The sequence below is a fragment of the Tamlana sp. 2_MG-2023 genome, assembly GCF_030548465.1.
Lineage (GTDB): Bacteria > Bacteroidota > Bacteroidia > Flavobacteriales > Flavobacteriaceae > Pseudotamlana.
In genome coordinates, this window is the sequence record NZ_JAUOSF010000007.1 from 21,382 (window position 1) to 35,260 (window position 13,879).

Annotated in this window: 14 protein-coding genes; 10 read left to right on the forward strand and 4 right to left on the reverse strand. The window is 34.3% G+C overall.

Annotation, left to right across the window (positions count from 1 at the left end; genetic code table 11):
- The 7 genes from Q4566_RS12420 (at position 1) to murI (ending at position 7,634) form a co-directional block, all read left to right on the forward strand.
- Positions 1-888 (forward strand): NAD kinase, encoded by an 888-nt coding sequence (locus tag Q4566_RS12420; protein ID WP_303421621.1) that lies wholly within the window; start codon positions 1-3, stop codon positions 886-888.
- A gap of 123 nt (positions 889-1,011) precedes the next feature.
- The gene (locus Q4566_RS12425; RefSeq protein WP_303421623.1) at positions 1,012-1,701 is read left to right on the forward strand and encodes a DUF6089 family protein; all 690 of its coding nucleotides are present in this window, start codon (positions 1,012-1,014) and stop codon (positions 1,699-1,701) included.
- 2 nt (positions 1,702-1,703) lie between these two features.
- Positions 1,704-2,444 (forward strand): isoprenyl transferase, encoded by a 741-nt coding sequence (locus Q4566_RS12430; protein ID WP_303422035.1) that lies wholly within the window; start codon positions 1,704-1,706, stop codon positions 2,442-2,444.
- Entirely contained in the window at positions 2,377-5,016 is a 2,640-nt protein-coding gene (locus tag Q4566_RS12435; RefSeq protein ID WP_303421625.1) for an outer membrane protein assembly factor, read from the forward strand. Before Q4566_RS12430 ends, Q4566_RS12435 begins: the two co-directional genes overlap by 68 nt.
- 133 nt (positions 5,017-5,149) lie before the next feature.
- A complete protein-coding gene (locus tag Q4566_RS12440) occupies positions 5,150-6,247 on the forward strand; it encodes an OmpH family outer membrane protein (RefSeq protein ID WP_303421627.1) in 1,098 nt (365 codons plus the stop codon).
- A 31-nt stretch (positions 6,248-6,278) separates the two neighbouring features.
- Complete coding sequence (locus tag Q4566_RS12445) at positions 6,279-6,779, forward strand: OmpH family outer membrane protein (protein WP_303421629.1); 501 nt, start codon at positions 6,279-6,281, stop codon at positions 6,777-6,779.
- A 75-nt stretch (positions 6,780-6,854) separates the two neighbouring features.
- Positions 6,855-7,634, forward strand: a complete 780-nt coding sequence (murI, locus tag Q4566_RS12450) for a glutamate racemase (RefSeq protein ID WP_303421631.1) — start codon at positions 6,855-6,857, stop codon at positions 7,632-7,634.
- 184 nt (positions 7,635-7,818) lie between these two features.
- Here the strand turns inward: murI and Q4566_RS12455 are convergent, their stop codons facing one another.
- On the reverse strand, positions 7,819-8,334 hold the full coding sequence (locus Q4566_RS12455; RefSeq protein ID WP_303421634.1) for a gamma carbonic anhydrase family protein: 516 nt from the start codon (positions 8,332-8,334) through the stop codon (positions 7,819-7,821).
- Between the two features lie 36 nt (positions 8,335-8,370).
- Positions 8,371-9,381 (reverse strand): type IX secretion system membrane protein PorP/SprF, encoded by a 1,011-nt coding sequence (locus tag Q4566_RS12460; protein WP_303421636.1) that lies wholly within the window; start codon positions 9,379-9,381, stop codon positions 8,371-8,373.
- 260 nt (positions 9,382-9,641) lie between these two features.
- On the opposite strand from Q4566_RS12460, the gene Q4566_RS12465 reads away from it, so the two are divergent.
- The 3 genes from Q4566_RS12465 to Q4566_RS12475 all read left to right on the forward strand — a co-directional run bounded on the left by Q4566_RS12465 (position 9,642) and on the right by Q4566_RS12475 (position 11,869).
- On the forward strand, positions 9,642-10,544 hold the full coding sequence (locus tag Q4566_RS12465; protein ID WP_303421638.1) for a NifU family protein: 903 nt from the start codon (positions 9,642-9,644) through the stop codon (positions 10,542-10,544).
- A gap of 64 nt (positions 10,545-10,608) precedes the next feature.
- Complete coding sequence (locus Q4566_RS12470) at positions 10,609-10,965, forward strand: DUF1304 domain-containing protein (protein ID WP_303421640.1); 357 nt, start codon at positions 10,609-10,611, stop codon at positions 10,963-10,965.
- Positions 10,966-11,053: 88 nt separating this feature from the next.
- Positions 11,054-11,869, forward strand: coding sequence for a mechanosensitive ion channel family protein (locus tag Q4566_RS12475; RefSeq protein ID WP_303422038.1), 816 nt, complete (start codon positions 11,054-11,056; stop codon positions 11,867-11,869).
- On the opposite strand, the gene tsaB is transcribed toward Q4566_RS12475, so the two are convergent.
- Entirely contained in the window at positions 11,866-12,549 is a 684-nt protein-coding gene (gene tsaB, locus Q4566_RS12480; RefSeq protein WP_303421641.1) for a tRNA (adenosine(37)-N6)-threonylcarbamoyltransferase complex dimerization subunit type 1 TsaB, read from the reverse strand. The genes Q4566_RS12475 and tsaB overlap by 4 nt on opposite strands.
- Position 12,550: 1 nt before the next feature.
- Complete coding sequence (locus tag Q4566_RS12485) at positions 12,551-13,879, reverse strand: TolC family protein (RefSeq protein ID WP_303421643.1); 1,329 nt, start codon at positions 13,877-13,879, stop codon at positions 12,551-12,553.

The following is a 13,879-nucleotide window of genomic DNA, read 5'->3' on the forward strand; positions in this document are numbered from 1 at the left end:
ATGAAAGTTGCCGTTTTCGGACGATTTTACAATAAAAATACATCTGTTTCAGTAGAAAGATTATTTAATTATCTCTTGAAAAAAAACATTGATGCTTATATTGAAACTGAATTTTTCAAGATTATAAAAAAGGAATCTGCAAAAATAAATGATTTCAGTTCCTTTAAAACCTTTGAATCTTTAGATACTTCTTTTGATTTCTTGGTGAGTATTGGTGGAGACGGTACCATTTTAAGAGCCATTACTTTCGTAAAAGATATCGATATTCCTATTGTAGGTATAAATACTGGACGCTTAGGTTTTCTGGCAACTATTCAAGTGGATGTTATTGAAAGTGCTATGCAAAATATTATTGATGGTAATTATAAAATATCGCAACGGAGCTTACTTTCGGTAGAAACCTCTCCAAAAAACGAAGACATCGCTTCTTTAAGTTTTGCTTTAAACGAAGTGGCAGTGAGCAGAAAAAACACAACTTCCATGATTACTGTTGAAACCCATTTAGATGGTGAATACCTCACATCGTATTGGAGTGATGGGCTAATCCTTTCTACCCCAACAGGTTCTACAGGTTATTCTTTAAGCTGCGGAGGCCCTGTTATTACACCGAGTACGAATAGCTTTGTCCTTACCCCGATTGCCCCACACAATTTAAGCGCTCGTCCTTTAATCATTCCAGATTCTACAGAAGTTCACTTAAGAGTTAGTGGTCGTGAAGAAAATCATTTAGTCTCCTTAGATTCCAGAATCGCTACTTTGGATAACGGTACTTTAATTAAAATTAAAAAAGCCGATTTCAAGATAAAAATGATTGATCTTTTAGATGAAAGTTTCCTAATTACCTTGCGAAAAAAATTACTTTGGGGTGAAGATAACCGAAACAACTAACCTAACTAATCTATTCCTATAAAAGCAATAATTATTAAGAAATGCTGTTTTACATTAAGACATTTTAGCTCAATGTACTACAAACTAATCTAATTTATTATATTTGCAAACTTTTGAATTTTTATGAGGCATTTAACCCTATTGATAATAAGCATATTAAGTATCCAATTTGGCCAAGCTCAAATACACGAAATTGGAGCCTTTGCAGGAGGCAGTAATTTAATTGGAGATATTGGTGCTACAGATTATATTGCACCAAACGCACCTGCTCTGGGTCTATTATACCGTTGGAATAGAAGCAGCAGGTATTCTTGGAGGGCATCAATAATTTATTCTGATCTTAAGGCATACGATTCTGAATCTGATGACCCAAGACGTATTCAAAGAGATTATGATTTCGATTCTAACTTACTAGAAATCTCTGCAGGTATGGAGTTTACATTCATCGATTTCGATTTACATTCTGGAGAAAAAGTGTGGACACCGTATATATATACAGGAATAAGCTCTGCACGTCATGAAAATTATTATTACTTAAATGGCTCACAAACATCTGAAGGTGAATCAAGTTGGGCTTTTGGAATACCAATAGCTTTAGGTATAAAAGCTAGAATTATTGGCAACTTTGTTATAGGGGTTGAAGTGGGTGCGCGATATACTTTTTCAGACGAAATTGATGGCAGCATGCCAAAATCAGACGCTATAAAGCCGCAATATCAAATAGGAAATATAAACAATAACGACTGGTACATGTTTTCAGGTTTTACCCTAACATATACTTTTGGGGAAAACCCGTGTTATTGCGTAAAATAAAAATGGATTTAAAAAATAAAATACTAACCAATACCTTACCTAAACACATTGCCATCATCATGGATGGAAATGGACGTTGGGCAAAACAACAAGGAATGATGCGTGCTTTTGGCCATGAAAATGGCACAAAATCGGTTAGAACAACTGTTGAAGCATGTGCCGAACTTGGTATTGAAAACCTAACACTCTACGCTTTTTCTACAGAAAATTGGAACCGACCAAAATTAGAAGTAAAAACACTAATGAAGCTTTTAGTTTCTTCATTGACAAAAGAACTAAAAACACTTCAGAAAAATAACATCAAACTTTGCGCTATTGGCAACCTAAATTCATTGCCCAAAAAAGTTTTTAAAGAATTATCTGAGGTTATAGAAAATACAAAGGATAATACACGAATGACGCTCACTCTCGCCTTAAGCTATGGTTCTAGAGATGAAATCATAAACGCGGTAAAAGAAATTAGCATTAAAGTTAAAAATAATATAATTTCGCCCGAAAATATTGATGAATCAATTATTAATGAGCATCTTTACACGCAAAATTTGCCAGACGTGGATTTACTTATCAGAACCAGTGGAGAACAACGCATAAGTAATTTTCTATTATGGCAAATTGCATACGCCGAATTACATTTTACAAGTGTCTTATGGCCAGATTTTACCAGACAACATTTGTATGAAGCTATTATTGAATATCAAAAAAGAGAACGACGATTTGGGAAAACTAGTGACCAACTTAGTTAATAGAACTTCTATATTAACATTTTTGAAATATTGTACTTCTATAATTCTTTTTATAGGTTGCTTTAATGCTGAGGCTCAAGACCCTAACACGAAGTACGTTTTAGGTGAAATTACCGTAGCCGGAAACACCTCTTTTAACGAACAAACTATAATTACTTACTCTGGATTAAGCAAAGGCAAAGAAATATTTGTTCCAGGTGAGGAAATTAGTAATGCCATTAAAAAGCTGTGGGGCTCTAAGTTATTTAACGATATCGAAGTTTATGTTACAAAGGTAGAAGGTAACGTTGTTTCTATTGAAATTAGGTTATCTGACTTACCGCAACTTAATGATCTAAAAATTAATGGTGTTAAAAAAGGTAAGAAAGAAGATATAATCAAAGAAAACAACCTTAATAATGGGGTAAAAGTAACTGAAAACTTAATTACAACTACCAAAAATTTCCTAACCAAAAAATATAAAAAAGAAGGATTTTATAACACCAAGATTCATATTAATACCCTCGAAGTAAAAGACTCTATGACAACGCCTAGAGTTAATATGGTTTTAAATATTGATAAAGGTGAAAAAGTAAAAATTAAAGACATTACCTTTTTTGGTAATGAAGTTTTAGAAGATAAAAAACTTCGTGCCAGTATGAAAAGCACAAAGAAGAAAAATTTTCTTCGTGTTTGGAAACGTTCAAAATTTATTGATTCTGCGTATCAAGCCGATTTAGGTCATGTTATTGACACCTATAAAAAGAATGGTTATAGAGATGCACGAATTCTATCCGACAGTTTAATTGTAAACGACGATAAAACAATTTCTCTTGAAATTAATGTTACTGAAGGCGAACAGTACAAATTTGGTGAAATTACCTTTATTGGTAACACCGTTTATTCCGATGCTTATTTAAAAAGACTACTTCGCATAAACAAAGGTGACACTTACAACAGTATATTATTACAAGAACGTATTGCAGACAACTCTAAACCAGACGCTTTTGATATTACCAATCAATATCAAAACAATGGGTATCTATTCTCCAGCGTAAACTCTGTTGAAGTTAACGTTGAAAACCATGTTATTGATACAGAAATCAGAATTTCAGAAGGGAAACCAGCATATTTTAATAGTGTTACTGTAGTAGGAAACGACAAGACCAACGATCACGTAATTTATCGAGAAATACGTACGCGTCCAGGGGAATTATACAGTAAAGCAAATGTAGTACGTACGGTAAGAGAACTTGGTCAATTAGGCTTTTTCGATGCTCAAGAATTATCACCAAACTTCCTTAACCCAAACCCTGTTGAAGGAACTATCGATATGGAATATTCGGTAAAAGAAACAGGATCAAGCCAGATTGAATTACAAGGTGGCTATGGTGGGGGTGGCTTTATCGGTACACTTGGTTTATCATTTAATAACTTTTCAATTAAAGACATCTTTAAAAAGGACGCCTACAAGCCAATTCCAATGGGTGATGGACAGAAATTAGCACTGCGTTTACAAGCTAGTCAATTCTATCAAACCTATAGCTTCTCGTTTTCAGAACCTTGGTTAGGCGGTAAAAAGCCCGTTCAATTTTCGGCGTCATTATCGCATACAAAACAATTCGGACAGGATTTCACTGATTATTCTGTTGACAAAAGTAGAAGTTTTAACATTACAGGTATCACATTCGGTTTGGCAAAACGACTTAGTGTCCCAGATGATTTCTTCACATTGTCGCAAGCTATTGGTTACCAACGCTACGACTTAAATAATTACAATACCGGATTATTTGAATTTGGCGACGGTTACTCAAACAACTTATCATACACCATCGGACTAACAAGAAACAACACTAGTGTAGACCCTATTTATCCAACAGGAGGCTCTAGTTTCTCTGTTAGTGCTAAACTTACATTACCGTATTCAGCACTTAATAACGTAGATTATGAAGCCCTTAAAAACGAAAGGGATGAAAATGATGTCATTAGAAATGATGTGAACAGCAACCCTGATGAAGTATTAGCTGCTAATGACAGAATTTCAGAAATAGATCAAGAACGTTACAAATGGTTAGAGTTTTATAAGGTCAAATTCAAAGGTGAGTGGTATACACAAATCACTAAAGATTTGGTTTTAAGGCCAAGTACAGAGTTTGGATTCTTAGGAGCTTATAACAATGATAGAGGTGTCATTCCTTTTGAACGTTTCTTCGTTGGAGGTTCTGGTTTAGGAAACTATAGCTTAGACGGAAGAGAAAACGTACAATTACGTGGTTATCCAGACAACTCCTTATCAGGACAAGATGGAGGAACCATTTATAACAAGTTCTCTTTAGAATTACGTTACCCAATTACCTTAAAAGCATCTGCTAAAATATTTGTTTTAGGTTTTGCTGAAGCAGGTGCATCATATGATAATTTTAAAGACTATAACCCATTCGATTTATATAGATCCGCTGGTGTAGGACTTAGAATATTCATGCCAGCATTTGGATTATTAGGTATAGATTTCGGTTATGGCTTCGATGCTTTACCTGGAACAACGGTAAGCCACGGTTGGGAAACGCATTTCATTATTGGACAACAATTTTAATAGTTAATATTATTTTGGCACGGTATTTTCTAATAACACTTTAATGTTTTGCATGTGAATTAAAATTTTTAAGATTATATTTCGTTAATTTTGAAGATTGTATTCTAAAAACCAAATACTAAACATTAACCAAATGAAACGAGCCTTGTTAAAAAAAGTAAACCTTAATAAAAACAACATAAGCCCGTTGCGTGTTACCAATAATAGAAACATGTTGAAATACATTAATAACAACGTTCTTTTTTTACTGATATTAATTTTTACCGCAAGCAGCATAACATCACATGCACAACGTGGCGTTAGGATAGGCTATATCGATACGGAGTATATTTTAGAAAATGTACCTGAATATCAAGAAGCTTCAAACCAATTGAATCAAAAAGTTGAAAAATGGAAAAATGAAATCCATGAAAAACTAAAAGCTGTTGAACAAAAACGAAAAGATCTTACCACCGAAAAAGTACTTTTAACAGAAGAACTTATTCATGAACGTGAGGAGGATATCGACTTTGAAGAAAGTGAAATATTAGATTATCAACAAAAGCGATTTGGCCCAAACGGTGATTTGTTTATACAAAAAAAGCAGCTCATGCAGCCCATTCAAGATCAAATTTTCGCTGCAGTACAAGACATTGCTGAAGGTAAAAAATATGACTTTATTTTTGATAAATCTTCTGACGCAACGATGCTCTTTTCTGCAAAACGTTATGATTTAAGTGAACAGATATTAAGAAGCATTACTAGATCTGCTAAGAGAAATCAAGCACAAAACAGAGCTCAACGTAGAGCAGCAGAAGAAGAGGAATTAATTCCTGAAATTAATGAAGAACTAGATGCTAGAGAACAAGCTTTAGAGGATAAAAGAACAGAACGCGATAGTATTGTTGATGCACGTAGACAAGCTGCCTTAACTACTAGAGAAGCGAAAAAGCAAGCTGCAGCCGAAAGACGTCAGCAAATTATAGAGGAAAGAGAAAGAGCTCAACAAGCTAAAATTGATGAAAGAAATGGTGTCACTCCACAAGAAGAAACACCAAACTCTGAAGCTTTAAAAAGTGAGACTCCAAAAGATAACGCTCCTGAAACGAAAACTAGAGAGCAACTCATAGAAGAGAATAGACAAAAGAAGTTAGCCGATCGTGAAGCTAGAAAAAGAGAATTAGAAGAAAGAAAACGAAAAATATTAGAAGAACGCCAACGCGTAAATGACAGTATAAACCAAAACAAATAATCAATTTATAACACAATTAATACTATTTAAAATGAAACAATTAAAGAATCTATTTTTAGCAACTGCATTATGTATTGTAACAGTTAGTTTTACACAAGCACAAAGCAAGATTGCTCATATAAACACCCAGGAGTTAATTGCTGCAATGCCTGAAGCTAAAGCTGCTCAAACTGAAATTGAAACTTTAGGTAAAACTTACCAAACTGATATTCAAGCTTCAATTACAGAGTACCAAAATACAGTTAAACAATACGAAGCTGAAGCTGCAACTAAAACAGATGAAGAAAACCAAAAAAGAGGTTTAGAGTTACAAGAAAAGCAACAACGTATTCAACAATTTAGATCTGATGCACAACAAGACATCGCTAAAAAAGAAGCTGAATTATTTAAACCAATTCAAGAAAAAGCAATGAAAGCTATCCAAGAAGTTGCAAAAGCACAAGGATACCAATATGTCCTTGACAGAGCATCTGTAATCGTTGCAGATGGAAAAGACATCTTAGCTGACGTAAAGAAAAAAATGGGCATCTAATTAATAAGATTAGATTTCAAAATAAACTATAAAAAAAGCTGCCTTAATGGGCGGCTTTTTTATTTTTGTTAAACAATGAACACACAACCAATTGGCATTTTTGATTCTGGTGTAGGAGGGACTTCCATTTGGAAAGAAATCCAAACGCTTCTACCGTATGAAAACATGATCTATCTTGCCGATAGTATCAATGCGCCATATGGTCCTAAAGGGAAAGAAGCTATTATGGACCTTAGTATTAAAAATACTGAATACTTAATCAATAAAGGCTGTAAACTCATTGTAGTGGCTTGTAACACCGCCACAACGAATGCTATTGATTATCTTAGATCGAAGTATGATTTGCCCTTTATAGGTATCGAACCAGCCATCAAGCCTGCCGCATTACAAAGTAAAACACATACTATTGGTATACTAGCCACGAAAGGCACATTAAGCAGTGAATTGTTTCATAAAACGTCCCATTTATTTGCCAATAATGCGAACATTCTTGAGCAAGAAGGTCATGGTATTGTGGAACTTATTGAAAGTGGAAAGTTATATACTGATGAAATGAAAGCGCTTCTAAAAATCTATTTAAATCCTATGATAGAAGCCGGCATAGACTATTTGGTTCTAGGCTGCACCCACTATCCGTATCTCATTCCTTTATTAATAGAATTTTTACCTGAGCATATAAAAATAATTGATTCTGGTGAGGCGGTCGCCAGGCAAACCAAAGCCGTTTTAGAGCATCATAACTTACTAAATGAAAGTTCAATTTTAGGTAAAACTGATTTTTTTACTAACCGAAAGCCCGAAGTTATGGCTTCTCTTTTAGGTGAGTCACAAAAGGTTTCTTATCTCGATTTTTAGAATATAGCTTGCGTTAGCGGTTGCAGCGGCATCCTTTTTGTGCTAATCCTGAAATATCTCCAAACCAAAGTATAGATTCAATAACATTATATTTACAGGGATTCATTAAAAAGAAAGGCACAAAAAGATATAGCGGAAGACGCGACCCTTGTGGTAACGCCCAAACTAAATATATGCTTAGATTTTACTCCTTAAACCAACTGGAGTATTTAATATAATTATCGGCAATACGGTTTATTTCACCAGAAATGAGTGCTTCACTAATATCTTTTACTTTCTTCGCTGGCACACCAGCATAAATACTACCCGCTTCTACTCTGGTATTTTTAGTAACTACGGCTCCTGCGGCAATAATACTATTGCTTTCAACCACGCAGCCATCCATAACAATACTCCCCATACCAATAAGAACATTATCATGTATCGTACAACCATGAACTAAAGCATTATGACCAATAGAAACGTTGTTTCCAATATTAGTTGGAGCAGTTAAGTAAGTCGCGTGAATAACTGCACCATCCTGAACATTAACTTTGTTGCCCATTTTAATATAGTTCACGTCACCACGTATCACGGCGCTAAACCAAATACTACCTTGATTACCCATAGTGACATCACCAACAATGGTCGCATTTTCAGCGATAAAACAATCTTCTGGTATTTGTGGAGATTTTCCGTTTACTGGCATTAATACTGGCATAAATCAATTATTTTAGTGAGGTCACAAAGATAGCTTTTAATTTACTGCGGGACAATGACACTCATAACGTTTAGGAGCACAATTGAAATTATACCCTAAAGATAATTGATGAAATCCGCCATTAGTGAAAACCACATCATTTGTTTGATAAGTGTAGGTATAGGCAAACATAAACTGATTGTAATTAACACCAACAATTGGTGTTATTTGATTAAGTTTCTGACTATTTACACCTCCAGAATCGGTTAAGTATTCAGCACCATCTAAACTTTGTCTGTATGATAAACCCGCCCAAAATTGGCCGAAATCCATACTTTTATATGCCTTAGCATTAATATCGATAATACTTTCTTTGGTTCCAGATTTGTACTGATATAACACAGAAGGTTCAAAGGCCCATGAGCTTCCAAATTTATTATACACGTAACCGGCAGACAATAAAAAACGCCTTAAATTACTAGTAATTTGAAGATCGTTATTAACACCTGAGTTATTAAGTAAATTTTTTACGGTTGCATGAGCATAAAAATCTAAATAGTGGTATGAAAATCCGAAATCAAGATTAAAGTTCGTATCACTCTGAACAATGCCATCAATATTAGGGTCAAGAACTGGAATATCATTTAAGAATTCTGACTCATCCAATTGATATTGAATAAATCCAGCACTTAAACCGAATGAAAGCATATTCAAGTCGGTAGCACTTCTAGAAAACATTAAATGGTGCGCGTATGTTAGGTATCCACCTTTTTGAGAATGATAGCCATTTTTATCCGCGTAAACAATACCACCAATAGCAGATTGAGATTCCCCTAGTTTACTATTTACACTCAGTGTTAATAATTTTGGAGCATCTTCATGTCCAAACCACTGTTGTCTAGCCGTCACTCTAATTTTAGCACAATTTGCGGCGCCAGCCATTGAGGGGTGAATCAAGTAATAGTTATCACTTAAATAATCAGCATATATGGGCATGCCCTCTTGGGCGTAAATAACCTGAGCACTTAGTAGAGCAACAAAGGTAACAATGAACAATTTTAATTTCATAATATAGTTAAGTAGGTGGTTAGTTAAAATAGTTAACAAACATAGTAATTTAATTGTAGTCGTCTTCCTATGTTTCTGATTTTAACAGATTAAACCACTACACATATACTTATTATTGGTTGCCTTCTTGAGTTTTAACTTAAACAAAAAACAACTAAGTCCACAAAAGTCTATTATTTTGATTTTCTTAAAGTTAAAACCGATTCAAATATATTAATATCTCTTGTTTACTTTTAGTATTTTTGCCAAAAACAAACAAAATGAACACTTTCAAGGTTTCCGTACAAGAAACGACCAATAATGCGATTGTTAAATTTGAAGTCAATCACTTTATTACACAGCACCAAAGTTTCGAATTTAATAATATAGATGAAGCCAAAACATCGCCTTTAGCCCAACAATTATTTTATTTGCCTTTTGTTAAAAAGGTATATATATCTGGAAATTTTATCGCTGTTGAACGTTATAATATCGTAGAATGGAATGACGTACAAGATGAAGTTGCCGAACAAATTGAAGCCTATCTTAATGATGGCGGTATTGTTGTGGAAGACACAGCGGCACCTAAAAAGGTACCTGTTACCGTCTATGCGGAAAGCACTCCAAACCCTTCTGTAATGAAGTTTGTGGCAAACAAAAAGATAGTCAATGCGCTTTTTGAATTTACATCTATTGACGAAGCTAAATTATCGCCATTAGCGACTGAGTTATTTCATTTTCCGTTTGTAAAGAGTGTGTTTTTAGACGAAAACTACGTATCTATTACAAAATACGACATGGCCGAATGGCAAGATATAACCGTAGAAGTACGTGAATTTATTAAAACCTATATTGAAAACGGGAAAGAAATTGTAGCTCCAAATGCTGCTGAAAGTCTTGAGAAATCAAACGAGCAATTGGATACTCACTTTGACTCCTTAGACGATACTTCAAAAGAAATTATTAATATTCTTGAAGAATATGTTAAACCTGCTGTGGCTAGTGATGGTGGTAATATTCAATTCATCTCCTATGATGCTGAAACAAAAAATGTAAGCGTGTTATTACAAGGCGCTTGTAGTGGTTGTCCATCTTCTACCTATACTCTAAAAAGTGGGATTGAAAACATGCTAAAAGAAATGCTTCCAGGAAAAGTATCTATGGTTGAAGCTATTAACGGATAATAAAAAAGCGTTCCTTTACTGGAGCGTTTTTTTTGTGCGCTATTTTCAAATCAAATACGACAATATGACTATTACTACAGCCGTTCTTATCACTATAATTGCCTTATTACATTTTTACTTTTTAATTCTAGAAATGTTTTTCTGGGATAAGCCAAAGGGCATTAAAGCCTTTAAGTTAGAATCGCAGGAATTTGCTAAAAAAACAAAAGTGTTAGCCGCAAACCAAGGTTTATATAATGGTTTTTTAGCTGCGGGCTTATTGTTTTCAATTTTTGAAAGTAATTTAAGAATCGCCTCTTTTTTTCTTTTTTGTATTTTTATTGCCGGAATTTATGGCTTTTATTCTACGAAAAATAAGGTCATCCTTTTTGTACAAGCCCTACCTGCTATACTTGTTTTTTTGTTTTTTACCTTTTTTTAGTAAATCTTAACCATTTTTTCATCATTTAATAGATGAATTGTTCATAATTGTTAATATTTTTGAACTAAACTTAATTTTAAACAACATGATGGAATTCGAAGAAATTGATATTGAAAAATGGCTAGATTTAGCACTAGAGTACGGACTTAAACTCCTTGGAGCTATAGTCATATGGATTATAGGGTCTTGGATAATCTCAAAACTATTAAAAGGTATTAGAACTGTAATGGCCAAAGGCAATTACGATGAGAGTCTACAGGGTTTCTTAACCAATCTTGCGGGGTGGGCTTTAAAAATCGTTTTAATAATTGTCGTTCTAGGCACTTTAGGTGTAGAGACCACTTCATTTGCTGCCATTCTTGCTGCCGCAGGTTTAGCTATTGGTTTAGCATTGCAAGGTTCGTTATCTAATTTTGCTGGTGGTGTTTTAATTATGATTTTTAAGCCATTTAAAGTAGGTGATTTAATTGAAGCTCAAGGAGAAATTGGTGGCGTAAAAGAAATTGCCATTTTTACAACTAAACTTACTGGTTTATCTAATAAAGAAATCATCATTCCTAACGGTTCGTTATCTAACGGGAACATTGTAAACTATACTGTTGCAGGAACACGTCGTGTGGACTTAGTTTTTGGCGTTGATTATGCAGCAGATATTAAAAAGACCAAAGAGGTTTTAATGGGCGTTTTAAAAGCACATCCTTTAGTAATAAACGACCCTGAGCCAACGGTGAATGTTTTAGAATTAGCAGACAGCTCAATTAATTTTGCAGTAAGACCATGGTGTGCCTCTGGAGATTACTGGACGGTTTATTTCGATGTTACTGAAAACGTAAAAGAAGCACTTGATGCGGCTGGAATTGAAATTCCTTACCCACACCAAGTTGAAATTCATAAAGAAGCTTAAGACTTTGGTTTCGGCTTTAAAGCCACAAAATCTTTTAAGTAATAAGGTTCAAAATAAGCGACATCTTCGGTGTCGCTTTTTTTATACTTACTATTAGCGATAGCACCCATATCATTTGACGACGGTAATTTACCTTCTACAAACCTTGCATTGGGGTGCTTAATAAGTGTTTTTGTTTTTTCTACACCAGTACCAACAAAATAAACCAGACCTTTATCTAGATAATCACAAAAAGCGCTTTCGTCTAAAATTTCAGCTTGCGTTTCGCGTATTTCTTTATAATCAGAATTGTAAATAGCTGAATAAACTTCCATACGCCTGGCATCTAACATAGCTACAATAACGCCACCTTCTTCTGCTTTAACTTGATGTGCTAATGCTTCTAAAGTAGGCACAGAAATTAAAGGCTTATCTAAACCATAACATAATCCCTTGGCCGCAGAAACCCCAATACGCAAACCGGTGTAAGAACCGGGTCCCTTACTTACAGATACGGCTGCAAGCTCCTTGGACGTTATTTGTTCTTCTTTTAAAACCGCATCAATATAAACATGTAAACGTTCAGCATGAGAATAATTTTCATCGTTATCCTCTTTTAAAACTATAGTTTCGCCGTCTTTAGAAAGTGATACCGAACAATTCGTTGTTGCAGTTTCAATATTAAGTATGTAAGTGTTCAAATTAATCTGTTATTGGTTTTCCCATGTAAAAGTCTAAAACTTTTGTCTTAAAAACAAAATCATATTTTGCATTTATTAAAGAAGACTGCGCATTGACATATTTCACACGTGATTGTTCTAAATCAAAAGACGTAATAATACCTGCATTAAAACGTTCTTTTGTGTTTTCAAGGGCAATTTCCTGAGCTTCTAACGCCTTTTTAGACGCCACATAAGATTTAAAAGCGCCTTGGGCATCGGTAAAAGCGCGTTGTATATTAGATTCTAAATCAATTTTAGCTTGGTTCAAATTTAACAAACTATTTTCTTCATCAATTTTCGACTTTGCAACATTCGTTTTATTTTCAAACCTAGAAAATATTGGAATGTTAACGCTTACTCGGAATCCATTAGATTTCTGAGAGTCAAGTTGATCAAAAAAAGCCGGCTCGTCATCTGTTAGATTCGAAAAGAAGGCGCTTGAACCAAAATTATAACCACCTGTAACACTCGGGTAATATCCACTCTTAGAAATCTCTGAATTCAATTGTGCAATTTCAATGTTTTTTTCGGCTACTCTAATTTCATTTCTGTTTTCTAAGGCATAGTCTAAAACCGGCTGAACATCATTATAAAGTAAAGTACTAGACGGTAAATCAACATCCATAACAGCCACTTCAAAACCATTATAAGACACTTGTAAAAGCTGTGATAAACTTAATAGCGCTAAATTATAATTGTTCTCTGCCAAAGTCACTTCCTGAGCATCTAAACTTACAGTAGCTTCAGCATCGTAAATATTAGCTCTTGGTTGCACCCCTGCCTCTACCAAGTCTTTAACCTGAATTAATTGGTTGGTGCTAAAAGCTTGTTGCGCCTTTGCTATTTCTAAACGTTCTTTATTAAAAAGCACATTCAAATAGGCATTAACCACATTTAATGAAATATCATCTTTTATGCGGTCAAGCTCTAACTGATTGCTTTCTAAACTCAACTTGGATTGTCTATACAAATTGGTTAGTCTAAACCCATTAAAAATAGTCTGATTTAAGCCAATACCAACATTGGTACTATTTGATGTTCTATTTACAAACTGTCCAGAGAACACCTCTTCGCTACCAAAAGTCGTACTGTGCCCCATACTTCCGCTTACACTTGGTAAAAACTGACCTTTAGCAGCAATGACATCTTGTTCGTTTTGTAATAAATTATTTTGTCCTTGCTTTACAGTAATATTGTTCTCTAAGGCATAATCAACACATTCTTGAAGCGTCCAAATTTTTTGTTGCGCAAAAGAAACCGAAGCAGCTAAAAGAAAACCTACTATAATTTTATTTTTTAGTACTTTCAT